The following is a 23,474-nucleotide window of genomic DNA, read 5'->3' as shown; positions in this document are numbered from 1 at the left end:
TCAATCGGGGCGAGCGCGGCCCCGGTCCGGGTCGCTCTGCGGGGCGTTCGAGCAGCACTCGACTGCGCCCCGTGGTCGGCGGTCGTGCGGCGCCCGCGGGGATGTCGACGGTGCCGAGGACGCTGTATGGCTGGTTGTCCCCCATGCCGGACACCTCCGAACGGCAGGTCCGCTCCGTCTGACGGCACCCCCGGGTAGCGTGGACCAGGTGACTACTGAACAGAACGACACCGCATCCTGGCAGCACGGCGTAGTGGTGCGCGGCGCGCGCCAGAACAACCTCCGGGACGTCTCTCTGGACCTCCCCCGGGACGCCATCGTGGTGTTCACGGGGGTGTCCGGCTCGGGGAAGTCCTCCCTCGCCTTCGGCACGCTGTTCGCGGAGTCGCAGCGACGCTACCTGGAGTCCGTGGCGCCGTACGCGCGCCGGCTGATCGACCAGGCGGGTGTCCCGGACGTTGACGTGATTGAGGGGCTGCCGCCCGCCGTCGCGCTCCAGCAGCAGCGCGGCGGGGGTGGAGCGCGCTCGGACGTGGCCACGGTGACCACGCTGTCGAGCCTGGTCCGGATGCTGTACTCCCGCGCCGGCTGGTACCCGCCGGATCAGGCCATGCTCTACGCGGAGGACTTCTCCGCGAACACCGTGCAGGGCGCCTGCCCCACCTGCCACGGGATCGGGCGGGTCTACGAGGTTACCGAGGACACCATGGTCCCGGACCCGTCGCTGACCATCCGCGAGCGCGCTGTCGCCTCCTGGCCCGTGGCGTGGGCGGGGCAGAACCAGCGGGACATCCTGGTCTCCCTGGGCTACGACGTGGACACTCCCTGGAAGGACCTGCCGAAGAAGGACCGGGACTGGATCCTCTACACCGAGGACCGTCCCACGGTGGGCGTGTACCGCGGGCTCACCCCGAACCAGACGCGCAAGGCCCAGGAGGAAGGTGCGGAGGCCACGTACCAGGGCACGTTCATCGGGGCGCGGCGCTACGTGCTGGACACCTTCGCCAACGCGAAGAGCCCGAGCACCAAGAAGCGCGCGGCCCAGTACCTCACGAGCGAACTGTGCCCGGAGTGCCACGGCAAGAAGATCAAGCACGAGTCCCTGTCCGTGACGTTCGAGGGCCTGGACATCGCGGAGTTCTCGCACCTGCCGCTCGCGCGCGTGGCGGAGATCGCGCGCTCGGTGACCGCGGAGGACTGGACCCCGGGTGAGGCCCAGCACCTGGAGGACCACCTGCTCGACGCCGAGGCCCGCGCCGCCTCCACCGCCTCGCGGGTCGCGGAGGGAGGTGCCTCGCACGACGCCGCACCGGACGTCCGGCGCACCCCGAACCTCTCGGTGGAGAAACGTGCCGCCGCGCAGCGCCTCGCGGCGGACCTCGTGGCGCGGCTGGAGCCCATGATCGACCTGGGCCTGGGCTACCTCTCCCTGGACCGCACCACACCCACACTCTCCGGTGGTGAGCGGCAGCGGTTGCGGCTGGCCACCCAGCTCTCCTCCCAGCTCTTCGGGGTGGTCTACGTGCTCGACGAGCCCTCCGCGGGCCTGCACCCCCGGGATCTGGACGCGCTCATCGGGATCCTGCACGGGCTCAAGGATCGCGGCAACAGTCTGTTCGTGGTGGAGCACTCCCTGACCGTGATCCACGAGGCGGACTGGCTCGTGGACATCGGCCCGGACGCCGGCGAGCGCGGCGGGCGGGTGCTCTACAGCGGTAAGCCGAGCGGTCTCGCGGACGTTCCCGAGTCCGCGACACGCCGCTACCTCTTCGCCGAGCATGCGCCGTCGGCCGAGGCGCGCGAGCCCCGCACGCCGCAGGGGTGGCTGCAGCTCGAAGGCGTCACGCGCAACAACCTGCGCGGCCTGGACGTGAGCCTCCCCGCTGGGTGCCTCACCGCCGTCACCGGCATCTCCGGCTCGGGCAAGTCCAGCCTGGTCAGTCAGGCGCTGCCGGTGCTGGTGCGCGAGCGGCTGGGCCACGGCGGCCAGGAGGACACGGAGATCACCGGGGACCCGGAGGCGGACCTGCTGACCGCCGACGACGCCGCGGACGAGGTGCGCGGGCACGTCGTCTCCCTGCCGGGGAGCGTGCGGCGCGTCGTCGTGATCGACCAGAAGCCCATCGGGCGCACCCCGCGCTCCAACGTGGCCACCTACACCGGGCTGTTCGACGCCGTCCGCAAGCTCTACGCGGCAACCGACGAGGCGAAACGGCGCGGCTACAAGGCCGGGCGGTTCTCGTTCAACGTGGCCGGCGGTCGCTGCCCCACGTGCGAGGGCGAGGGCAGCGTGATGGTGGAGCTGCTGTTCCTGCCGAGCATCTACGCACCCTGCCCGGACTGCCACGGCACCCGCTACAAGGCCGAGACTCTGGAGGTGCTGTGGCGGGAGCGCTCCGTGGCGGATGTGCTGGCCATGAGCGTGGACGAGGCGCACACGTTCTTCGAGGGCGAGGACGCCATCCACCACACCCTGGGCGTGCTTCGGGACGTGGGACTCGGCTACCTCCGGCTGGGCCAGCCCGCCACGGAGCTCTCCGGCGGTGAGGCGCAGCGGGTCAAGCTCGCCTCCGAGCTGCAGCGGGCCTCGCGCGGGGACACCCTCTACGTGCTGGACGAGCCCACCGCCGGGTTGCATCCCTCGGACAGCGACCGGCTCATGAACCATCTGCAGGGCCTGGCGGACGCAGGCAACACGGTGGTCATGGCCGAGTTGGACATGCGCGTGGTTGCCCAGGCGGACCACGTGGTGGACATGGGCCCCGGTGCGGGAGCCGACGGCGGCCATGTGGTCGCGGCGGGCACGCCGCACGACGTCGCCGCGCACGCGGACAGCGCCACGGCACCGTACCTGAAGGCCGTCATGGCCTGACGGAGACCTTCTCAAGCAGCGACGAGCCCCACCGTGAGTGCCGTACGGTGGGGCTCGTCGTCGTCCGCGGTTCCTCCGTCTGTCCGGACTCGGTCCGGTCAGACGGTGGCTGCTCAGGCCTTGATCATGCCGTGCGGGTCGATGATGTACTTGTCATCCGAGCCCGCGTCGAAGGCCGCGTAGGCCTCAGGCACCTCGTCGAGGCTGATGACCTTGGTGTTGAGCATCTTGCTCAGGTACGGCATGCGGTCCCAGAGGATCGACATCATGAGCTCACGGTTGTAGTGCATGATGGGCGCCTGGCCAGCAGAGATGCGCGGGGACTTGATCCATGCCTTGCCGAAGTCGATGGGGTACGTACCCTCCTGCTCCGCCTTCGAGGACGCCAGCGGATCCGGGCCGTAGACGCCGATGATACCCGTGGCACCGCCCGCGCGGGTGGCGTCCAGGACCTGGTTCACGGCATATGCGGGATCCGTCTTCTCCGCCTCGGAGCCGATGCCGTGGGCCTCGGTGCCCACGTAGTCCACCGCGCAGTCGACCATGGGCTCGCCCAGGATCGCCTCGATCTGCTCGGTCAGCGGGACGTCTTCGGAGAGGTCGATGGTCTCGCAGCCGTTCTGCCGCACGAGATCCAGCCGCTCCTTGCTGTAGTCGCCCACAATGATGCAGGACGCCCCGAGCAGCCGTGCCGCGGCGGCCCCGCAGCGGCCCACGGGCCCGGCGCCCGCGATGTAGACCGTAGAACCGGGCTTGGCGCCCGCCTCCATGAGGCCGTGGAATGCGGTGGGCAGGATGTCGGAGAGGAGAGCGAGGTCCCGGATCTTCTCCATGGCCTGGTCCCGGTCCGGGAAGCGCAGCAGCTGGAAGTCCGCGTACGGCACGAACATGTACTCAGACTGTCCGCCGTCCCAGTTGCCCAGGTTGAACCCGTACGCGGCGCACGCGGTGTCCGGGTTGGTGGTCTCGCACACTTCGGTGCGTCCGGCACGACAGTTACGGCAACGGCCGCACGCCACGTTGAACGGCACGGAGACGAGGTCCCCCTCGCTCAAGAACTCGACGTCCGAGCCTACTTCCACGACCTCCCCGGTCATCTCGTGGCCCATGCGCATGCCCTCAGGCACGGGGAACGAGCCGCGGTAGATGTGCAGGTCGCTACCGCAAATGTTCGTGGCCACGATCCTGAGGATGACGCCGTGCGGGGCCTTCTTCCCATTCGGCATGACGAGCTTTGGGTACTCCACCGTGTCCACCTGCATGTTGCCGGTGCCGTGGAACACCACTGCGCGATTGCCATTTGCCATCGTCTTAGCTCCTTTGGGCCTGCCGCATCGTAGAGCACGCAGGCCATAGGTGACGGTGCCGCCAATCGGTAGCACCGCGCTCATATTCGCAAAAACCAAGGAGAGCGCCAGCATTCGTCGGAACGGCCGCCTCGGTGAGAACCATTCCCCAGCGCGCTGTGAACGATTCTCATCGCACCCTCGAATGAACGTTGGGCGAACCCTGCGCCACCCTGCGCGCAGTGGCGCCATGAACCTCGACATCCGCCGCGCGCTCCCCGACGACGACGGCCCGGAATTCATGGTCCGCCTCAAGGCCACGGGGAGGGGCATGCGGGTAAACCCCCGTGCGCGGGATCGGACCGGTCTCGGTCGCACCCGAGCGGCAGTGGGAGGGCATCGGGTCACGGCTCATGACGGAGCTGATCCGTCTCGCGGACCCGGGACCGCAGGTGGCCGACGCGTTGTCCCCATCTGTGCCGATACCCGGATGACCCCGCACCGGGTCCCGGCCACGTAGTGTGGTTTCCGAGTGGGTGTCGGGGCCCGGTAGCGCCTCGGCGCAGGCCTGCCGCCTGGGATGGGGGACCGAGACGATGACCGAGCCTGGAATGCACCGAGACCGCGGGGCGCACCGCGCCGAACGCCGGGGGCTGAGCCGCACACTGCTGATCTGGCTGGCCCTCGGGGTGGTGGCCGTGCTGCTCCTGCTCGCCGCGATCTTCTTGATCCCACGGGGGGACAACGACGCGAGCGGCGATCCCACGGACGGCGGCTCTCCGACGGCGTCCGGCGCCTCCGGGGAGACGAGTGGGGGCGGTGACGAGCCCGTCGTCGTCGCCGGCTCCGAGACGGACGCGAAGACCTGGTCCGCCGTGCTGCAGGACCCTGCCGTGGAGCTGGGCGCCCCGGGCGAGGACACCGGGACCCGCGAGCTGATCTCGCGCGCGCTGGGCGAGGTGCAGGTCGGCCAGGCGGACCGGTCGGTCACCGAGCAGGCACTGAAACGGCGGGCCCGCTCCGAGGGGGACGCCGCCCCCGTCCAGGACGCAGCACAGCGCCTGCAGCAGATCGCGGAGGACCCTGCACCGAGCTCTCCGGCGCCTGCAGACCCGAGCGCCCCCGCCTACGCCGCGGGTGCAGAGCACCCCTCGACCACCGTGGTCACGCGCGGCGAGTGGCAGGACTACCGCGCCCAGCACGCGGACACCTCGCTCGTGGCCAGCACCCCGGGCAGCCGCCCCGTCTCGGAGGCTCCCACCGCGGATGACGCCGCTCTGACGCATGCCCTGGAGCAGTGGCAGCACCTCGCGGAGCCTTTCCACGCGCTCGTGGCCATCGACATCTCAGGTTCCATGGGCACCACGGCACTGCCCGACGGCTCCACGCGCATGGACCTCACCAAGGCCGCAGCCGCCACTGCCGTGGGGCTGTTCCCCGAGCACGATGCGCTTGGGCTCTGGACGTTCGAGCGGCACCTGGACGGAGACAAGGACTACCGGTCGGTGACCCCCGTGCGCGAGCTCTCCGCACCGGTGCGCGGCGGTACCCAGCGGGACCAGCTCTCCCGGGACGCGCAGTCCCTGACGTTCTCCCCGGACGGCTACACAGGGCTGTACGACACCACCCTGGCTGCCTACCGCCAGGTACTCCACGACGACGCCCCAGATCACCTGCGCACGGTGATCGTGCTCTCCGACGGCATGAACCACGACCCCGGCTCCATTGCGCTGGACGAGCTGCTGAGCACGCTGAAGGCCGAGCAGGACACCGAGAACCCGGTGCGGATCATCACCGTGGGGGTCTCGAAGGACGCGGACGCCACGGTGCTGCAGCAGATCGCGGAAGCCACCGGTGGCTCGTCCCATGTGGCGCGTACGCCGCAGGACATCCAGAAGGTGTTCGTGGACGCGTTGACGGGGGCGTGAGGGGCGCCGCCGGGCGCGTGCGCAGCGCATAAGGAGAGGTTCTGCCCCGATTATCGGCCATTCTGGGGGGTGTGGAGCTGCACCTCACGCCCCATATTTAACATCATGTCTGTTATGAGCGTTTTTCCGCTCCCCCTCCACCCACCCTCATCCCGCGAGATGATGGCTATCGCGCCACCACCAAAGGTGTATCGGCTTTGCAAGCCGTAAGCCCGTTTGAGGATGAAGTCAAACCGGTTGGTCATTTCAAAATTTTTGAAGTCTAGCCAAACGGCCAATTTATGTAACTATTTGGTAGCATTGACCCTCCTGTGTTTGCGATCACCACGGCCTCCTCCGTAAGTTCTCGTGATGCACACTAATCACCGCGCCACCAGGAGCGGCTCTCTCCTTGGGACTACTTGGCGGTATGGCCGCTGCGTCAATGGCGGCCGAAGCACCTGCCCCTCAGTCACAGCAAGCGAGCCAGGCCGACGTGGCAAAGGTTCAGGGGAACATCAAGAAGGTTGATGACTCCAACATGGCGTTCCGTCTTTCCAAGGGCGACAAGCCTGCCCAGGATGGCTCTGCTGTGGTCGCCAAGGACGGTACCAAGCAGGCGCTTCCCTCTCAGGAGAAGGACGAGAATGGCAAGACCGTCGCCTTGAAGTACGCGGAAAAAGACGGCGTTGTGACAATCAACGTCCTGCAGTGGAATCCCAAGACGAGGGCAACCAATAATCCGATGGCGACTGCAGCCGTGAGCAGAGGCTGGAAGTGCGCACTCGGCACCGGCGGGGGTGCTGGGACCGGGGACATCGCAGGTGGCACTGCCGGGGCTACCATCGGCAGCGTCGTGCCCGGGGCCGGAACTGCTGCAGGATGGGCCACTGGCACCGCCATTGGCGGGGCCGTTGGCGGTGGCGCTGTGGGCGCTGTGGGCGCTGCTGCATCCTGCTGATGACCTGGAAGGACTGCAAGTGAACCAGCAAAGAACTGGCATGTATGCAATCATCGCAGCTTGGGTCAGCGTTGCCCTCGCCTTGGCTCTGACGCTTTCAAATGGGGGGCCGTTTGTGGTCCTGTTGATAGCTACAGCAATCATTGCGATTTCGGTAACATCGTACTGGGCCAGAAAATCGCAGCATTTGAGTTGAACCCGATCGCTCCCGGCCAGAATCCTTAGGCCGGGGGCGATTTCTTGTAGGCCTATTACTGTTCCTTCGGACGCTGCCGTTGCCACTTGTCGTAGTGGGATGAGCAGTACCCCCTGCCCTTGACCGGCTGATCGCACCCCGATGCAGGGCATGCATGGCTCACGGGTCCAAATTTCGAGGTCAAGGCCCCTCCCCTGACGAGCACGCGGCTACGGTGCAGTGCTTCGGAGGCCTCTTTGCAGGAGGAGCTGGAGCTGCCACCGCAACTAAACTGCTAGCCCGGATCGTTCACGACGCCGCGGAGTGATCGGCGCGTAGAAGCACGGAAGCGCCTGCACAGCAGGGGAAACTTGTGATTGCGATGTCCCAAGTTCTCCGCGTTGGAAGGCACTCCGTAGGTGAAGCGTACTTCGTGGAAGACGGGCCTGTCCGTGACGGCCGACGGTGTGGCGCACGCTGAAGTCGATGACGCCCGGTCGACGGAATAAGATCGCGGCCGCCCGTGCTCGGGTCCGGCGCCACATGTGGGCCCAACTGCCCGGCGGCATCCCGGCCTCCAAGGTCGCCGGGACCAACCTCGCCGACGTCATCGTGCTAGAGATCGACGCCACGAGCGTGATCGCGCACAGCCAGAAGGAGAACGCGGCCGCCACGTTCAAACGGCCCTTCGGCTACCACCCGATCGGGGTTTGGTGCGACAACACCAGTGAGTTCCTCGCCGCCAAGCTGCAGGCAGGCAACGCCGACGTCGCCTCAAGATCCCGGAGTCATGGCCCTGGGCAACCGCCATCGTCGCGGCCTTCGCGAACATCGCCGCCATCCCGCAACCGGCCCGACCTGGCCCGTCCGCCCACGACATCACCACCCGGAAAACCGCAGCCCGGCAGCGCCAGCCGGCCCGTCGTCATACCCGCAATCACTCCGCACACGGGCGCACTCGACCACACGGCTCCGACACGATCCCGACCGCCGTCATGAAAGACCGGGGGCTAGCCCTGGGCCTCGCCGAGGCGCGCTTCGGGCGTGAGCTCGGCGCGGAGACCGCCGCCGGTCGCAGCCCGGGCAAGAGCGCGACCCAGTGCAGGTGCCTGCTTGAACAAATTGTGACCGGCCACGAAGAAGACAGAGTCTGCCTCCCACACGGCCACGCCGTCCTCACTCCACGGGAGGTCGGTCACCCAGCAGTGGAGGAAGTCGCGCGGCTCTGGGTGGAGACCGGGCAGCGCCCGTGTCACGTATTCGCGTGCGCGTTCGTCCAGCGATCGAATCGCCGCCGGGTCGATGAAAGTTCCGTCGTCGCGGACGCCGACGGTGTCGCTGAGTCCAACCGAATAGCTGCTGTTGCCCGGTAGCGGTGTCGCGTAGACGCCGACTTCGCCGAAGACGCCGCTGCTGTCCTGCAGGCACGCGACTCGTGCCGGGGCGGCGGCTTTCACGTCGAAGGTCAGCCGTACGTGTGCGGCGAGGCGAACCGGCAGCGACAGGCCGACGCTGCGTGCCAGGCGGGCGGTTTCGCGGCCGGCGCACACGACCACCTTGGAGTAGACAGCCCGGTCGGTGACGCTGCGCACCTCGACCGTCCCGTCGGCGAGGGGATCGATGGAGATGACCTCACCGGTGGTGACCGCATCTGCGAGGGCACCCGTGAGTGCCTTGATCGCGGCGCGGGTGCGGATCGCGCCGCCCGACTCGTCGAGCACCGCTGGCCCCGAGTACCCAGCGAGCAGCGGCATCCGCTGGGCGACCTCGGCCGCGTCGATCTCGTGCGCTTCCACGCCGCCGACCTGGTCGAGCACCCGCAGCCGCGCCAGGGCGCTGTCTCCGATCGCCAGGACACCGTCTGATGAGACCAGCTCGACGTCGAAGTGTTCGGCCCACTCATCCCATACCCCGCGGCTTTCGCGCGCGAAAGCGACGAGTCGCGGGTCGTCGTGGGCATGCCGGAAGATCCGCGACTCGCCTGCGGACTGACCCGTCCCGGGCAGACCAGCCTCGTACAAGCGCACCGGCACGCCCTGCTCCTGCAGCGCGTACGCCGTCGACAGACCGATGATCCCGCCCCCGATCACTGCTACCTCGGGTGAACGCGTCGTGGCAGCGCCGTCGTCAGTTCCTGTCATCGCGGTTCCTCGATCTGTTGGTGATTAGCGATAGGCCGCAAGAGAAGGGGCCGCTGCCACGACGTCAGCGGGCTGTGTAAGCCCGAAGTCACCGCGCGCAGCGACCCTTCCTCTCTGGGCCAGTACTCCCGGTCTGTGGTGTCAGGCGGGGAGCTTGGAGCCCAGGACGTCGAGCTTCTCGATCGTGGGCTCGCTGAACAGTTTGCCGGTCTGCTCGCCGAGAGCGGTCGCAACTGCGCCGGACAGGTGCGCGTCGCGGCCGGCGTCATCGGGGAACACGTCGAAAATTCCGAAGGAGGACGGACCGAGACGGATCGCGAACCACGCGACGGTGGCCGGTTCCTCCTCAACGAGCCCTCGCCCGATGCCGAGGAATTCCTGGACCTCGTCTTCCTTGCCGGGCAGGGCCTCCAGCCTGACAAGCAGTCCCTTGGTCACGCTCATGACATCACCTCTTCCTGGGTCGAATTGCTCGCAAATTGCGTCACGATTGTATCGCAGAACACAGGCAGGTCATCGGGCGAGCGGCTGGTGATCAGGTTCCCGTCCACCACGACGTCCTGGTCGACGACGTCAGCACCGGCGTTGCGCAGGTCCGTGCGGATGCTCGGGAAGGACGTCAAGGTGCGGCCTTCGACCACACCGGCCTCGATCAGCGTCCACGGCCCGTGACAGATCGCCGCAACGGGCTTACCGCTTTCGACGACCTCGCGGACGAAGGAGACCGCGTCGGGGTCAACCCGGAGGTGGTCGGGGTTCACCGTGCCGCCCGGGAGAAGCAGGGCGTCATAGTGGGTGACAGAGGCGTCCGCGACCAACCCGTCAACGGTGAACGTGCCTGCTGCATCCAGATCGTTCTCACGCGTCTGAATCTCACCGTCATGGATCGACAGCACCTCGGTCTGTGCGCCGGCCCGCTCCAGTGCCTCGCGGGGCTGTTCGAGCTCGACTCGCTCGACCCCGTCCGCGGCGAGGATGGCGACTCTCATGCCCTATAGCGTCTCGGACATATCAGCTCGCCTTCTTCTCCGTCGACATCCCGGGCTTGATGAGGACCTTCGTCCAACCCTCGGACCTGGCGTCGAAGTTCTTGTAGGCATCGGCGGCCTGGTCCAGCGACCCCCTCGTGGGAGACGATCCACGAGGGGGTCGCCTTGCCGGCGGCGATCAAGTCCCGCAGCTGGCGGTTGTACCGCTTGACCGGGGCCTGACCGCTACCCATGGTCTGACCCGTGAACCAATGCGTGCCGAAGTCGATGGCCGCCTTTCCCTGCTTGGCGCAGGTCATCCTTGCTTCCGGGGCCCTGGGGGACGAACACGCCGACGGTGCCGATTCGTCCGGTGAAGCGCACCGCGTTGATGAGCATGTTCAGGGTAGCGGCCGTGTCTTCGTTTCCCTGGGGATCGTGGGCCTGGTAACCCACGCATTCGCAGCCCCGGTCGGCTCCCAGCCCCATCGTCTCGTCGAGAACGGTTTGCACGGGATCGACCTTGGAGTCATCGATGGCGATCGCGCCGATCTGCTCGGCCAACGCGAGCCGGTCAGGGTGACGATCGACCACCATCACCTTCGCGGCGCCCTTGATCATCGCGAACAGGGCGGCCATCAGCCCGACCAGACCCGCCCCGGCGATAACAACACTGTCGCCCGGGATCACGCCGGCCATCTCGGTGGCGTGGTAGTCGGTGGGGAAGATGTCGGAGAGCATGACGTAGTCGTTCTCCTTCTCCTCCGCATCTTCACCCAGGCGCAGCGCGTTGTGATCACCGAAAGGCACCCGGAGCAGTTCCGCTTGGCCACCGCCGTACGGGTCCATTGCGGCGAACCCGTAGGCCGCACCGGCGGTCGACGGGTCGGGTTGCGTCGTCAGGCAATAGTTCGTGAGCCCGCGTTCGCAGTTCTTACAGAATCCGCACGAGATATTGAACGGCAGCACAACCCGGTCTCCGACCCTGACCTTCTCCACGCCACTACCGACCTCGACGACCTCCCCCATGTTCTCGTGGCCGAACGGGTCTGCTGCACGGATAGGTGACAGGTAGCAGTCCCGAATCCCGTCATGGGTCCATGGTGCAAGCCGCCAACAACTGGCCGAGCGACCATGGTGCCGCCGTCACGTGTCCTTCTAGCGCGGTGGGATGGCTACCACAACGACATCCCACTTCCCTGGCTGCGCGCCCTCGTGGCCGTCGTGACGGCGGCTCCGATCGCGTTCACCGACCTGGCCTGGCGCGGCTTCATCGGCTGGCCGCTGCTGGTGACGCTGCTCCTGGTGGTGAGTGGCGGGATCCGGCGCGGTCAGCAACGGAGGCACACCCACCGGATCTGAGGCCCGCGAAACGCCCCGTGCTTCGCGGTATCGCATCGCCCCTGCCGAGTCCGGGCACAGCACGAGCGGCGCCCCCGGTCCCCCGGGAGCGCGGCTCGCGTCCGTTCCGATGCCAGACCTCGAGAGTCCGGGGTCAGCAGCCGGTCCGCCCTGGAGCGCCAGGCGCCCGCGACCCGCAGGCCGCCGGGCGGCAGGCATGACGCCGCCCGGTCACCGCACCATCTCGTCCACCACCCGCTGCATGGACTGGCTGTGGTTGCCGAAGCGGTGCATGGTGATGGACACGGCCTGCTCAGCCAGCATGTACATCATCTCCACGCGCCCGGTGCCCACCACGTCCTCGGTGATCAGGGCTATGTCCGGGTGCTCGGCGCGCACCGCATAGAGGTCCTTGAGGTCCTCCTCGGAACCGCCCCACGGGGAGATCACGCGGACGCGGGCGCCGTGGCGGACGTCCAGGGCGTCGTCGCCGAGGACGCGCAGGTCCGAGAGCTGGCCGAGCGCACCCAGGGAGCCGCTGTCCAGGGCGTGCGCGAACTCGGCGTCCGTGGCCGGGTTCAGCACGGTGGCGAACAGCCCGTTCACGGCCTCCGGCAGGGACTCGGCGGCGCTGAGCACCACCTGCGAGCCGGAGCGCACCGCCGCGAGGCCCACGCGCAGGACGTCCGTGAGGGACGCACCCTCACGGGCGCGCACCGTCACGGTCCGGGGGCGGTAGCGGAACAGGTTGGCCTCGCTGCGCAGAGCCGTGGGGTCCTTGACCTGGCCGAACTCACGCTGCCACTCGGACTGGTCGGACTGCGCGGCACGGCGCAGCCACACGAGGTCATTGTCCGAGATCAGCGGGGTCACGGCGTCCAGCGCACGGTGCACGCGCGGGTCCAGGACCCATGCGCCGGCCGCGCCGCGGTCCGTGCTCGAGTCCGAGAACGGTGCCCGCGTCCACCGGCCCAGGAAGGCCAGGTAGTTCGGACCGCCGGCCTTGGCGCCGAGGCCCACGGAGGAGCGCTTCCAGCCGCCGAAGGGCTGGCGCTGCACGATCGCGCCCGTGATGCCGCGGTTCACGTAGAGGTTGCCGGCCTGCACGGTGTCGATCCAGCGCAGGATCTCGTCCGCGTCGAGCGAGTGGATGCCCGCCGTGAGCCCGTAGTCCGTGGCGTTCTGCAGCTTCACGGCCTCGTCAAGACTGTCCGCGGACATGAGCCCCAGGACGGGGCCGAAGCACTCGGTCAGGTGGAAGAAGGACCCGGGCTTCACGCCGGTGAGGATCCCGGGGCGCCACAGGCGGCCGGAGTCGTCCAGCTGCTTGGGCTCGATCAGCCACTCCTCGCCGGGCTCCAGCTCGGTGAGCGCCTTCAGCAGCTTGCCGGAGGGCTGCTGCACCGTGGGGCCCACGGTGGCCTGCAGGTTCTCGGGCCAGTCCACGACCATCGACGACGCCGCGTCCACGAGCTGGCGGCGGAAGCGCTCGGACTTCGCCACGGAGCCCACCAGGATGCCGAGCGACGCCGCGGAGCACTTCTGCCCCGCGTGGCCGAAGGCGCTGGAGACGAGGTCCCACACCGCCTGGTCACGGTCCGCGCTGGGGGTGATCACCAGGGAGTTCTTGCCGGAGGTCTCCGCGGTGAGCGGACGCTCCGGGTCCCACGAGGCGAACAGCTGCGCGGTCTCGTACGCGCCGGTGAGCACCACGCGCTCCACGTCCGGGTGGGAGATCAGCGCCTTGCCGGCCTCACCCTCCACGGCGTCCACGAGCTGCAGCACATCGCGCGGCACACCGGCTTCCCACAGCGCCTCGCACACCGCGGTGGAGCAGCGGCGAGACTCGGGGGACGGCTTGTGGATCACGGCCGAACCTGTGGCCAGAGGCGCCACGGTGGTGCCCGTGGGGATGGCCAGCGGGAAGTTCCACGGCGGGGTCACCACGGTCACGGCGTGCGGCACGAAGTCCCCGCCGTCCACGAACTCCAGCTCCAGCGCGCGGCGGGCGTAGTAGCGGCAGAAGTCCACGGCCTCGGAGACCTCGGGATCGCTCTGCTCCAGAACCTTGCCGGTCTCCGCACCGGCCACGGCCATGAGGTGGCCACGGCGCGCGGCGAGAATGTCCGCGGCGCGGTTGAGGATCTCGGCGCGCTCACGGGCGGGGGTGGCTGCCCAGTGCTTGCCGGCGGCCTTGGCGGTGGCCACGACGTCGTTCACGGCCTGCATCGCCTCGTCCGAGTCCTGGTCCATGTCCTTCAGCAGCTCGGGCACGGCCACGGAGGCGTACCATTCGCTGCTGCCGATCTTCTCGGCCAGGCCCCCGGCCCAGCGCTGGTTGGCGGGCACGGAGACGTCCGTGTCCGGCTCGTTGCGGAACGGCTCGTCCAGCGGCAGGGTGGCCTGCTCCCCCGCGGTCTCCGTGGTGCGGTCCTGCACGCGGCGCGGACCCGGGGCCTGCGGCTCTGTCTCCAGCTCGGCGAGCGCGGCCCGGAAGCGGCCCTCCTCGCGCTGGAACACCCAGTTGTCCGGACCCAGCTCGAAGATCCCGGACATGAAGTTCTCGTTCGCGGAGTTCTCCTCGAGGCGGCGCACCAGGTAGGACACGGCGACGTCGAACTCCGCGGGCTTCACGGCCGGCACGTACAGCAGCAGCTGGCCCACGTCCGTGGACACGGCCTCGCTCTGGGAGGTGGCCATGCCCTGGAGCATCTCGAACTCGATGCGGTCGGTGACGCCGCGCTGCCCGGCCAGCAGGTGGGCGAAGGCGATGTCGAAGAGGTTGTGACCGGCCACGCCCAGCCGCATGCCCTTCATGCGCTCGAGCTGAAACAGCCAGGTGAGCACGCGCTTGTAGTTGGTGTCCGTGGCCTGTTTGGACTCCGTGGTGGCCAGCGGCCAGCCGTGCATTTCCGCGTCCACGTTCTCCATGGCGAGGTTCGCGCCCTTGACCAGGCGGACCTTGATCTGTGCGCCGCCGTCCGCGACGCGCTGCCCGGACCACTCGGAGAGCCGCTGGATGGCGCCGAGGGCGTCCGGGAGATAGGCCTGGATGACGATGCCGGCCTCGAGGTTCTTCAGCTGGGGCTTGTTCAGCAGCCGCTGGAACACCTCGATGGTCAGTTCGAGGTCCGAGTAGACCTCCATGTCCAGGTTGATGAACATCTTGCCGGTGCCCTTGGTGGCGGCCGTTTCATACAGCGGCAGCAAGCGCTCGACGACGCGCTCGGCGGTGCGTTCGAAGCCCCAGTGGGACAGCTGCGGCACCACGGAGGAAACCTTCAGGGAGACGTAGTCCACATCCTCGCGGCGCAACAGGCCCTCGGCGTCCGCGAGGTGCTTCTTCGCCTCGTCCTCGCCGAGCACCTCCTCGCCCAGGAGGTTGATGTTCAGCCGGTGACCGTGCTGCTTGAGGCCCTTCACGGACTTGCCGAACGGGCCCGGGCGGGCGTCCACGACCATGTGGCCGACCATCTGACGCAGACGGGTGCGCGCCGCGGGGACCACCACGGAGGGCAGCGCGCCGGAGAGCACGACGCCCGCCTGGATCTGGGCCCGGTCCGCGGCCGGCATGGACTGCGGGGTCAGCTTGGCGATGTCCTGCAGCGCCTTTGCCGCAGCCTTCGTGTCCTCCGTGCGGATCACGCGGTCCACGAAACCCACCGTGAACTCCAGCCCGTTGGGGTCCTGCAGCACGGCGGCGAGGCGGTCCTCGGCAGGGTTCTTCTGCCTGCTCTTGCGCTCGTTGTCCTGAGCCTTCTGCAGCCACGTGCGCACGAGATCCACGGCGGGATCTGCGAGCGAATGGGGATCGGATCCGGTATTGACGGTGCGTGCCATTGCAGCGCCTCCAAGAGTCTCGGCCCGGGGAAGGTGCCGAGGCATTCCCTCGGCCACCAGCCAAGTCTCACCGGGCCCGGCGTGGCTGGTCTCACCACGCTACCGTGGCGCGCGGCATCGCCAGTAATCTCCCTCACGGCGCCGTGCAACACACCTCACGCTTCGCACGACGCCGCCCGCGCATCTCCCCGGCCCGTCGTCCGGCAGCGGGCCACGCGGCGTCGTCGACCCCGGCGGCGCGCCCTGGAACCACCGCGCTCAGCCGAGCTCCGCCTGCAGAATGTCGATCACGCGGATCAGGTGCAGGTGCGCCTCGGCCTGCGGGAAGTTGCCCGTGGCGCGGTGCTGGGACGGCGAGTAGGTGGAGGCCAGCAGACCCAGATCGTTGGCCGTGGAGAGCACGAGATCCGTGACCCGCACGGCCTCCTCCGTGTGCCCGCACATGGCCAGCTGCTCCGCGAGCTGCAGCGTGGCGGAGATGGACGGGGCGGACTGCCCCGCGAAGCCGTCCTGGCCGATCGAGGACGCGAACGCCTCGGCGTCGTCCAGGTCCGTGAGCTGCGGCAGGTTGCGGTAACGGTGCAGCAGCCCCGAGCTATCGGTGAGCTCGGTGCGGATGCGTTCCACGGTGCCGAGCATGCGCTCGTCGTCGTAGGCCACGAAACCCACCATGGGCAGCTGCAGCAGGGAGGCGTCCACGTCCGTGGAGCCGTAGTACTGCACGAACGAGCCCACCTGGGGGTCGTAGCCGCTGGTCCAGATCTCGTGCGCGAGCTGGTCGCGGTGCTCCTCCCAGGTCTCCACGTCCCCGGGCAGGCCGTGGATGCGCACGGCGTCCACACCCGCCTGCATGGCGGCCCACATCATCACGCGCGAGTGCGTGTAGTACTGGGGCTCACCGCGCATCTCCCAGATTCCCTGGTCCTTCTCCTCGTAGTTGGCCACCACGGCGCGCAGCAGCGCCTGCTGCAGCGGCCACGAGAGGTGGTCCTCCTGCACACCGCGCCGGCGCAGCATCTCGAACACGCGCAGCACGTGCCCGGCCACGTCCGACTGGTAGTGGCTGCCGGAGGAGTTGCCGTCGCGCACGGGCCGCGAGCGCTCGTAGCCCGGCAGGTCCACCAGGCGCTCACGGATCTGGGGTGAGCCGTCCAGGGTGTAGATGTTGGAGGGGTTGTTGACGTCCCCGGCCACCGCGCGCAGCAGCCAGTTGCGCAGCTGGGCGGCCTCGCGGTCGTGGCCGTGGTCCAGCATGACCTCCAGCGCGGACGCGGCATCCCGGGGCCACGAAAGCCGGTGGTCCCAGTTGCGCTCCGCACCCACGACCTCCGGCAGTGACGTGGTGGGGGCGCCGATCAGCCCGCCCGTGGCCTGGTGCATCAGTCCGCGCACCACCAGCAGGCTGCGCCGGACGAGGTCCGCGGGCTCGTCGTCCGTGGCCGTGAGCGTGAACCCGCCCAGGGCGGCGCCCTCGTGGTGGGGGCGGTCCCCGTGACGACCCACGTCCCGTGCCGAGGGGCGCTCGGAGGTGTCGAGGTCCCCGGCGCCCGCACCGGAGGCGTGCAGCGCGGGCGGCTGCTCGTCCGGGTCCGTGTGGTTCATGGCCGCGGGATCCGTGAGGGGGTCGTAGGGCTCGTAGCGCTCTGTCCACTCCTGCCACAGGTTCACGGTGGCCGTCAGCGTCTCGTTCACGTCCATCGCCTCCGGGGGCACGCCGTGGGACGGGAACCACGTGAGCGTGAAGTCCCGGGTCTGACCGGCCGCCACCGTGAACGAGCCCGCGTGGCGGCGCTTGGTCTTGTCCGGATCCGCCTCCGGCAGCGGATCGCCGTGGAAGACCACGGAGTCCGGACCGGCCATGCCCACCAGCACGGACTCGGCCTCGGCGTCCTCCGACTCGTCCTCGAGCACGTCGAAGCGGCTCAGCCACGGCACGGACGAGCCGTAGTTGAAGCGCAGCCGGAGGTCCTGGAACATCTCCACCTCACCCGTGAGGCCCTCCACCCGGCGGATCAGCTCGGTGCGGGCGTTGAGCGGCATGAAGTCCGTGACGCGCACCGTGCCGGTGTCCGTGGACCACACCGTGTGCAGCACGAACGTGTTCTCCGCGTAGAAGCGCTCCACCGCGATCACACCGGGCAGGGACATGTCCACCGCGGCGTCGTCGTCCACCGCGCAGTACGGCGCGAGCAGCCAGCGTCCGTGGTCCGGGGTGCCCAACAAAGCCGCGAACAGTGCCGGGGAGTCGAAGCGCGGCACGCACCACCAGTCCACCGACCCGTGCCGGGAGACCAGCGGCCCGCTGCGCATGTTGGACAGCAGGGCGTAGTCCTCGATCTTTGAAGCCATGCCCCCAGAATCTCACGAACGCGCGGGCGGCTCACCTCGCACGGGACACTGGCCGTGCGGCCGATGTGGGCTGGGTGGTTCCTCGATACGGTGGGTGGTTCACCCCGTGCCGGTCGGGTTCGTTCCGGGCCGGCCGGCGGACCGCGCGCATCCGATAACCCCGCAGGAGGACACCACCCATGAGCTTGCCCCCTCAGCCCGTGTACTACGACACCCAGCCCGGCGAACCCGTGGGTCCGTGGCAGGCCGTCAAGAACTTCGTCCGCAGGGGCACCACGTTCTCCGGGCGGGCTTCCCGTTCCGAGTACTGGTGGATCGCGCTGTACACGGTCCTGCTCTCGGGGGCCTACGTGCTCGCGGAGGACCGCGGCTACCTGGCCTGGCCGGACGTGGACGGCGGATTCGCGATCGCTCTGCTGCTGCTGTCTCTGGTCCTGCTGCTCGCGGTGGTACTGCTGGCCATTTTCACCGCCGCCCTGTCCGTGCGACGCCTGCACAACTGCAACCTCTCCGGGCTGTGGTTCCTGCTGATCCTCGTGCCGTTCCTGGGCAGCATCGCCCTGCTGATCATGGCCGCCCTGCCCCCGGACCCGCGGGGCGTGCGCTTCGACGCCCAGCCCGCCCCCGGGACCGTCATGCCCGCCGGGAGGTAGGACCACGTCGCTCCTTGCCCGGGCCACCTCCCCGGTCTAAAGTTCGGTACACCGAACTTTAGGATCCACGGGAGCGAGGAATTGGGATGGGACGTCGTCCGGGATGGGCAGTGGCGGCTACCGCAGCCGCGGGTGTGCTGGTGCTGGGAGGCTGCGCGGGGGCCGAGCCCGGCGGCGGCAGCTCCGAGAAGCCCACCGTGCTGACTACGTTCACGGTGCTGCAGGACATGACCGCCGCGGTGGCCGGTGACCACGTGAGCGTGGAGTCCATCACCAAACCGGGCGCGGAGATCCACGACTACGAACCCACTCCACAGGACGTCACCAAGGCCTCCCGCGCGGACCTGGTGCTGGACAACGGCCTGCACCTGGAGCAGTGGCTCGAGCAGTTCACCTCGTCCGCCAACGTGGCCCACAAGGTGGTCTCCGAGGGCGTGGAAGCCCTGGACATCGCCGACACCCCCGGAACCCCCAACCCCCACGCGTGGATGAGCCCGCGCAACGGCGAGCGCTACGTGGACAACATCGTCACCGCACTCAGCGAGCTGGACGGAGAGCACGCCCAGCAGTTCCGGGACAACGGGGAGAAGTACAAGGAGCAGATCCGCGCGATCGGCACGGACCTGACCCGGAAGCTGGAGGCCCTGCCCCGCAACGAGCGCGCGCTGGTCACGTGCGAGGGCGCGTTCTCCTATCTGGCGCGGGACACCGGGCTCACTGAGAAGTACATCTGGCCCGTCAACGCGGAGCAGGAGGCCACCCCGCAGCAGGTCAGCTCCGCCATCGAGTTCGTGGACCGGCACAGGGTGCCCGCGGTGTTCTGCGAGTCCACCGTCTCGGACAAGCCCATGCAGCAGGTCGCGGAGGCCACCGGCGCCCGCTACGGCGGCACCCTCTACGTGGACTCCCTCTCGGAGCAGGACGGCCCGGTGCCCACCTACCTGGACCTGTTGCGCCACGACGCGGACACCATTGCCAACGGCCTGTCCGGGAGGGCGCGGTGACGCCCGCGATCCGGGCGAGCGGCGTCGTCGTCGACTACGGCCGCGTGCGCGCCCTGGACGGCGTGGACCTGGAGATCGCCCACGGGCAGGTCACCGGGCTGGTGGGCATGAACGGCTCCGGGAAGTCCACGCTGTTCAAGGCGCTCATGGGCACCGTGCGCCTGGAGGCCGGCGAGGTGCGGCTGGACGGGCTGGATCCCCGCACCGCGCGGAAGCAGGGCGTGGTGGGGTACGTGCCGCAGAGCGAGGACGTGGACTGGACGTTCCCACTGTCCGTGCGGGACGTGGTCATGACCGGGCGCTACGGGCACATGGGCCCCACCCGGCGGGCGCGTCCCGCGGACCGGACCGCCGTGGCGGACGCGCTGGAACGGGTGGAGCTCACGGAGCTGGCCGGGCGGCAGATCGGGCGGCTGTCCGGCGGGCAGCGCAAGCGCGTGTTCGTGGCCCGGGCGATCGCCCAGGGCGCGCGGACCCTGCTCCTGGACGAACCGTTCGCGGGCGTGGACAAGCGCAGCGAGGCGACCATCGTGAGGCTGCTGCACGAGCTCGCCGCACAGGGCTGCGCGGTGGTGGTGGCCACCCACGACCTGCACGCACTGCCGCAGCTCGCCGAGAGCGTGGTCCTGCTGCGCCGCCATGTGCTCTTCCACGGGCCGGTCGCGGAGGGGCTCACACCCGAGCACCTCGTGCGCGCGTTCGGCATGGACGTGCTCTCCGACCCGTCCTCCACGCGGTCCCCGGGGGACGACGACGCCGCTCCCGCGGACCGCACGCCGCTCACCGCGGGCGCGGCCCACGAGGGTCCGCCACCGGGCCCTGCCGCGGGGGACACCCCGGCGCCGGGCGCCGTCACGGCCCCGGGCGGCGTCGTGCCCCCGCGCAACGGATCCGCCGCCGTGACGGGACCCGGCGCACCCACCACGCACCGAGGAGGCCGCGCATGAGCGCCCTGGAGCTGTTCACCCAGCCGCTGGAGTACGAGTTCATGCTGCGCGCGCTGGTCACCACCGTGGCGGCGGCGTCCGTGTGCGCGGTGCTCTCGTGCTGGCTGGTGCTCGTGGGGTGGTCGCTCATGGGGGACGCCGTGTCCCACGCGGTGCTGCCCGGCGTGGTGCTCGCTTACATCCTGGGCATCCCGTTCACCGTGGGGGCACTGGTCGCGGGCGTACTGGCCGTGGTGCTGATCGGCGGGCTGCGCGGGACCAGCAGGGTCAAGGAGGACGCGTCCATCGGGATCGTGTTCACGTCCCTGTTCGCACTGGGGCTCGTGCTCATCTCCGTCACGCCGAGCCAGACGAACCTCAGCCACATCGTCTTCGGCAACGTGCTGGGCATCTCCGCGGCGGAGCAGCTGCAGATCTGCGCGCTGGCAGTGGTGGCGCTGGCGGTGATGGTGCTCAAGCGGCGGGACCTCACCCTCTACGCGTTCGACCCCCAGCACGCGCACGCGATCGGCCTCTCCCCCCGGTTCCTGGGCGGGCTGCTGCTGGGGCTGCTCGCGGTCACCTCCGTGGCCGCCCTGCAGGTGGTGGGGGTGGTGCTCGTGGTGGCCATGCTCATCATCCCGGGCGCCACCGCGCACCTGCTCACCGACCGGTTCGGGGTCATGCTGGTGATCGCGCCGTGCGTCTCGGCCACGTCCGCGGTGCTGGGCATCTACCTCAGCTACTGGCTCAACGCCTCCCCCGGCGGGCTGGTGGTGCTCGTCCACGCGGCGGTCTTCGCGCTCGCGTACCTGCTCAGCCCCGCGCACGGGGTGCTGGGCAGCAGGCTGGCGGCACGACGTCGCCGGCGGGCGGTGGCGGGGTAGGTCGCCTCCGCGCCCGGGCGGGGTCGGGGCGTCCCGTGCCCTTCCCCTGCGACACGAGACCTGCGTGTGCGCGTCGGGCAGGCGTCGATCCCCGCCGGGCCAAGGTTGCCCGGGCGGCAGCGCTATGAGCTCCGGTCCCTGGCCCGGGCGGCTCGCTTCCGTTCCTGCTGCCGAGCGTAGTAGGCGCGGGAGCGGTTCCGGTCCCCGCAATCTCTCGTGACGCACCAGCGCCGGTTCCGCCGGGGGGACGTGTCGAGGTAGACCCATCCGCAGGTGGCGTCCTCGCACTGGTGGAGGCGGTCGAGGTCGTCCCGGTTCATGAGTTCCACCAGGCCGCGCGTGATGCGGTGGCGGACGGTCGCCAGCGTGAGCTCGTTGTCGGACCAGCACCAGCCCGCACCGCGCCGGGACAGGTGGGAGTGGCCCAAGGTGTCCCGGAAGGCAGTGGCAATGGTCTCTGCGGCGTGCTCGTCACCGTGGAACAGGGCCTCGTAGAGCCGCTCGCGCAGCGCAACGACCCGATCCAGTTCAGCGGCGGCGGTGCACGGATCCTCTCCGGCAAGAACCCGGAGCTGTTCCTGCTCAGTCGCATCGAGCAGCCCGGACTCCCGGCACCACGTGAGCACGCGGTCGTAGGAGGTCAGATCCTCCTCCCGCGCGGGGCCGCCGAGCCGCCACTCCACGGTATTGACCAGGTCGAGCATCCGGTCGCCCGAAATGTGGCTGAACGCCGCCATGCACCCTCCTCACAGACAGGTCAAGTCTTGCATGTGAGGGGGATCCGGGTTTGACTCTCACAAGCAACATCAATTTCACCCGTGAGAGCCACGCACCGGCCGACCACTCGAGAAAAGAGGCCCCTCATGTCGCTCCGCCTGTCGCACACCACCTGGGACGCCATCGACCCGCACGCCGTCGCCGAGTTCTGGCGCGAGCTCACGAACTGGGCGATCCACGAACCCGACTGCTACCACCCGGGCTCCGACGAGTGCTACCTGGTGACCCCCGACGGCTACATCGTGCTCTTCTTCCGGGTCCCGGACGCCAAGAAGGTGAAGAACCGGGCCCACATGGACCTCATTCCCCAGGGAGCCTCCCAGGAGGAGGAGGTCGCGCGGGCACTTCGACTGGGGGCAGTCATGGTCGACGACCGCCGCCACGACCTGGGCTGGGCCGTCATGGCGGACCCCGAGGGCAACGAGTTCTGCATCCTCTGACCCGCGGCCTGGCGCAGGGTGGCGCCCGAGGGCCAGGGGACAGAAAGTCTCCGCCCTCGCACCCCTCTCTCTGTCGTTGGGCTTGCCGGGCTCGCCTCGACGGCCCCGGTCCTGTCAGGAACCGACCTCGCCCAGCGAGACCCAGACCGCGTCGGTGGCGGTCTGCCCGAGGGGGACGCTGCGAGCGCCGTCGTCCAGTACGGCCTGGACCGAACCCGAGTAGGGGCCGCCGGAGCGGATGTCCAGGGGGACCCCCACGCCGATGCCCTGCTCGGCGAAGAAGCGCAGCAGTCCCGAGTCCCGGTCCGAGATCCGTTCCACGCGCACGCGGGAACCGTCCGGGACGGTGGTGAGGGAGACGGCGTCGGGAGGGGTGATGGTGCCGTCCTTGGCGGGGATCGGATCGCCGTGCGGGTCGCGCGAGGGGTGCCGCAGGAGGTCGTCCAGGCGGTCGATCATGAAGTCCGAGACGGCGTGCTCCAGGTGCTCCGCCTCGTCGTGCACCTGGTCCCAGCGGTAGCCGAGCATCTCCACCAGGAACGTCTCGATCAGCCGGTGCCTGCGCACCATCTCCACCGCGAGCGCCCGGCCCTGCTCGGTGAGCTCGATGGCGCCGTACGGGCTGTGCGCCACGAGACCCTGCTCCGTGAGCTTCTTGAGCGCATCCGAGACGGTGGACAGCCGCAGACCGACCTTCGCGGCCAGCGCCGATGTGCTGATGGGCTCCGCGGACCACTCCCCCAGGTTCCAGATGGCCCTCAGGTAGTTCTGGTGGCTCACCGAGAGCTTTGCGACCGACATGGTGGGAGACTCTAGCAAGGCAGAGAACCTCGCACCGAGCAACCAGACGTCATGCAGGCGCTCCACGGCGCGTCCTGGTGCGGGAAGTTCATGTCGTGCGCATACACTCCGGTAGACCACCCGCTTGGGTGGAAGTCACACTAACC

General features: G+C 69.2%; 19 protein-coding genes. 10 read left to right on the top strand and 9 right to left on the bottom strand.

All coding sequences use genetic code 11. The annotated features are described in order from the left end of the window. The first annotated feature begins 208 nt into the window (after nucleotides 1–208). On the top strand, nucleotides 209–2,872 hold the full coding sequence (locus FS770_RS11160; RefSeq protein ID WP_144941373.1) for an excinuclease ABC subunit UvrA: 2,664 nt from the start codon (nucleotides 209–211) through the stop codon (nucleotides 2,870–2,872). A gap of 113 nt (nucleotides 2,873–2,985) precedes the next feature. Here the strand turns inward: FS770_RS11160 and FS770_RS11155 are convergent, their stop codons facing one another. Beyond that, nucleotides 2,986–4,179: a glutathione-independent formaldehyde dehydrogenase gene (locus FS770_RS11155; RefSeq protein ID WP_055083551.1), complete on the bottom strand. Its 1,194-nt coding sequence runs from the start codon at nucleotides 4,177–4,179 to the stop codon at nucleotides 2,986–2,988. Nucleotides 4,180–4,754: 575 nt separating this feature from the next. Between FS770_RS11155 and FS770_RS11150 the strand changes: the two genes are divergently transcribed. The 3 genes from FS770_RS11150 (at nucleotide 4,755) to FS770_RS11140 (ending at nucleotide 8,200) form a co-directional block, all read left to right on the top strand. Beyond that, on the top strand, nucleotides 4,755–6,086 hold the full coding sequence (locus tag FS770_RS11150; RefSeq protein ID WP_145011828.1) for a vWA domain-containing protein: 1,332 nt from the start codon (nucleotides 4,755–4,757) through the stop codon (nucleotides 6,084–6,086). A gap of 475 nt (nucleotides 6,087–6,561) precedes the next feature. After that, nucleotides 6,562–7,026, top strand: a complete 465-nt coding sequence (locus FS770_RS11145) for a Pathogenicity island protein (RefSeq protein WP_145011825.1) — start codon at nucleotides 6,562–6,564, stop codon at nucleotides 7,024–7,026. Nucleotides 7,027–7,744: 718 nt separating this feature from the next. After that, nucleotides 7,745–8,200, top strand: coding sequence for a transposase (locus FS770_RS11140; protein WP_186366769.1), 456 nt, complete (start codon nucleotides 7,745–7,747; stop codon nucleotides 8,198–8,200). Nucleotides 8,201–8,211: 11 nt separating this feature from the next. Here FS770_RS11140 and FS770_RS11135 read toward each other — a convergent pair whose 3' ends face one another. The 4 genes from FS770_RS11135 to FS770_RS11120 form a co-directional block, all read right to left on the bottom strand. Continuing rightward, nucleotides 8,212–9,342, bottom strand: coding sequence for an NAD(P)/FAD-dependent oxidoreductase (locus tag FS770_RS11135; protein ID WP_186366768.1), 1,131 nt, complete (start codon nucleotides 9,340–9,342; stop codon nucleotides 8,212–8,214). 141 nt (nucleotides 9,343–9,483) lie between these two features. After that, nucleotides 9,484–9,786, bottom strand: coding sequence for a putative quinol monooxygenase (locus FS770_RS11130; RefSeq protein ID WP_012397129.1), 303 nt, complete (start codon nucleotides 9,784–9,786; stop codon nucleotides 9,484–9,486). Further along, nucleotides 9,783–10,331, bottom strand: a complete 549-nt coding sequence (locus FS770_RS11125; protein ID WP_202975512.1) for a type 1 glutamine amidotransferase domain-containing protein — start codon at nucleotides 10,329–10,331, stop codon at nucleotides 9,783–9,785. Before FS770_RS11125 ends, FS770_RS11130 begins: the two co-directional genes overlap by 4 nt. Nucleotides 10,332–10,556: 225 nt before the next feature. Continuing rightward, entirely contained in the window at nucleotides 10,557–11,309 is a 753-nt protein-coding gene (locus FS770_RS11120; protein ID WP_244944894.1) for a zinc-binding dehydrogenase, read from the bottom strand. Nucleotides 11,310–11,444: 135 nt separating this feature from the next. Here FS770_RS11120 and FS770_RS11115 point away from each other — a divergent pair, with 135 nt between their 5' ends. Then, complete coding sequence (locus FS770_RS11115; RefSeq protein ID WP_244944893.1) at nucleotides 11,445–11,672, top strand: hypothetical protein; 228 nt, start codon at nucleotides 11,445–11,447, stop codon at nucleotides 11,670–11,672. A gap of 210 nt (nucleotides 11,673–11,882) precedes the next feature. On the opposite strand, the gene FS770_RS11110 is transcribed toward FS770_RS11115, so the two are convergent. Together FS770_RS11110 and FS770_RS11105 are read right to left on the bottom strand one after the other, a co-directional pair. Then, nucleotides 11,883–15,491, bottom strand: a complete 3,609-nt coding sequence (locus FS770_RS11110) for a bifunctional proline dehydrogenase/L-glutamate gamma-semialdehyde dehydrogenase (protein ID WP_145011819.1) — start codon at nucleotides 15,489–15,491, stop codon at nucleotides 11,883–11,885. Nucleotides 15,492–15,749: 258 nt separating this feature from the next. Next, nucleotides 15,750–17,840 (bottom strand): glycoside hydrolase family 15 protein, encoded by a 2,091-nt coding sequence (locus FS770_RS11105; protein ID WP_144941385.1) that lies wholly within the window; start codon nucleotides 17,838–17,840, stop codon nucleotides 15,750–15,752. A gap of 179 nt (nucleotides 17,841–18,019) precedes the next feature. Between FS770_RS11105 and FS770_RS11100 the strand changes: the two genes are divergently transcribed. The 4 genes from FS770_RS11100 (at nucleotide 18,020) to FS770_RS11085 (ending at nucleotide 21,310) form a co-directional block, all read left to right on the top strand. Next, entirely contained in the window at nucleotides 18,020–18,493 is a 474-nt protein-coding gene (locus FS770_RS11100; RefSeq protein WP_244944892.1) for a DUF805 domain-containing protein, read from the top strand. An 86-nt stretch (nucleotides 18,494–18,579) separates the two neighbouring features. Next, on the top strand, nucleotides 18,580–19,497 hold the full coding sequence (locus FS770_RS11095; protein WP_144941387.1) for a metal ABC transporter substrate-binding protein: 918 nt from the start codon (nucleotides 18,580–18,582) through the stop codon (nucleotides 19,495–19,497). Further along, the gene (locus FS770_RS11090) at nucleotides 19,494–20,444 is read left to right on the top strand and encodes a metal ABC transporter ATP-binding protein (protein ID WP_144941389.1); all 951 of its coding nucleotides are present in this window, start codon (nucleotides 19,494–19,496) and stop codon (nucleotides 20,442–20,444) included. Before FS770_RS11095 ends, FS770_RS11090 begins: the two co-directional genes overlap by 4 nt. Next, entirely contained in the window at nucleotides 20,441–21,310 is an 870-nt protein-coding gene (locus FS770_RS11085; protein ID WP_144941391.1) for a metal ABC transporter permease, read from the top strand. The genes FS770_RS11090 and FS770_RS11085 overlap by 4 nt, the downstream gene beginning before the upstream one ends. Nucleotides 21,311–21,432: 122 nt before the next feature. On the opposite strand, the gene FS770_RS11080 is transcribed toward FS770_RS11085, so the two are convergent. Continuing rightward, nucleotides 21,433–22,047, bottom strand: a complete 615-nt coding sequence (locus tag FS770_RS11080; RefSeq protein WP_055085566.1) for a CGNR zinc finger domain-containing protein — start codon at nucleotides 22,045–22,047, stop codon at nucleotides 21,433–21,435. A 126-nt stretch (nucleotides 22,048–22,173) separates the two neighbouring features. Between FS770_RS11080 and FS770_RS11075 the strand changes: the two genes are divergently transcribed. Continuing rightward, nucleotides 22,174–22,527: a VOC family protein gene (locus FS770_RS11075; RefSeq protein WP_055085568.1), complete on the top strand. Its 354-nt coding sequence runs from the start codon at nucleotides 22,174–22,176 to the stop codon at nucleotides 22,525–22,527. 114 nt (nucleotides 22,528–22,641) lie between these two features. Here FS770_RS11075 and FS770_RS11070 read toward each other — a convergent pair whose 3' ends face one another. Then, on the bottom strand, nucleotides 22,642–23,328 hold the full coding sequence (locus FS770_RS11070) for a metal-dependent transcriptional regulator (RefSeq protein WP_144941393.1): 687 nt from the start codon (nucleotides 23,326–23,328) through the stop codon (nucleotides 22,642–22,644). Nucleotides 23,329–23,474 lie beyond the last annotated feature (146 nt).

Origin of the sequence: Kocuria salsicia, assembly GCF_007681555.1 — a bacterium.
Classification (GTDB): Bacteria; Actinomycetota; Actinomycetes; order Actinomycetales; family Micrococcaceae; genus Kocuria; species Kocuria salsicia.
This window is presented reverse-complemented; position numbering and strand designations above follow the sequence as displayed.

Coding starts and splice junctions, on each gene's coding strand:
- FS770_RS11155 (WP_055083551.1), bottom strand. CDS start 4,179: ATGGCAAATGGCAATCGCGCAGTGGTGTTCCACGGCACCGGCAACATG.
- FS770_RS11150 (WP_145011828.1), top strand. CDS start 4,755: ATGACCGAGCCTGGAATGCACCGAGACCGCGGGGCGCACCGCGCCGAA.
- FS770_RS11140 (WP_186366769.1), top strand. CDS start 7,745: ATGTGGGCCCAACTGCCCGGCGGCATCCCGGCCTCCAAGGTCGCCGGG.
- FS770_RS11135 (WP_186366768.1), bottom strand. CDS start 9,342: ATGACAGGAACTGACGACGGCGCTGCCACGACGCGTTCACCCGAGGTA.
- FS770_RS11130 (WP_012397129.1), bottom strand. CDS start 9,786: ATGAGCGTGACCAAGGGACTGCTTGTCAGGCTGGAGGCCCTGCCCGGC.
- FS770_RS11125 (WP_202975512.1), bottom strand. CDS start 10,331: ATGAGAGTCGCCATCCTCGCCGCGGACGGGGTCGAGCGAGTCGAGCTC.
- FS770_RS11115 (WP_244944893.1), top strand. CDS start 11,445: ATGGTGCCGCCGTCACGTGTCCTTCTAGCGCGGTGGGATGGCTACCAC.
- FS770_RS11110 (WP_145011819.1), bottom strand. CDS start 15,491: ATGGCACGCACCGTCAATACCGGATCCGATCCCCATTCGCTCGCAGAT.
- FS770_RS11105 (WP_144941385.1), bottom strand. CDS start 17,840: ATGGCTTCAAAGATCGAGGACTACGCCCTGCTGTCCAACATGCGCAGC.
- FS770_RS11100 (WP_244944892.1), top strand. CDS start 18,020: ATGAGCTTGCCCCCTCAGCCCGTGTACTACGACACCCAGCCCGGCGAA.
- FS770_RS11095 (WP_144941387.1), top strand. CDS start 18,580: ATGGGACGTCGTCCGGGATGGGCAGTGGCGGCTACCGCAGCCGCGGGT.
- FS770_RS11085 (WP_144941391.1), top strand. CDS start 20,441: ATGAGCGCCCTGGAGCTGTTCACCCAGCCGCTGGAGTACGAGTTCATG.
- FS770_RS11080 (WP_055085566.1), bottom strand. CDS start 22,047: ATGGCGGCGTTCAGCCACATTTCGGGCGACCGGATGCTCGACCTGGTC.
- FS770_RS11075 (WP_055085568.1), top strand. CDS start 22,174: ATGTCGCTCCGCCTGTCGCACACCACCTGGGACGCCATCGACCCGCAC.
- FS770_RS11070 (WP_144941393.1), bottom strand. CDS start 23,328: ATGTCGGTCGCAAAGCTCTCGGTGAGCCACCAGAACTACCTGAGGGCC.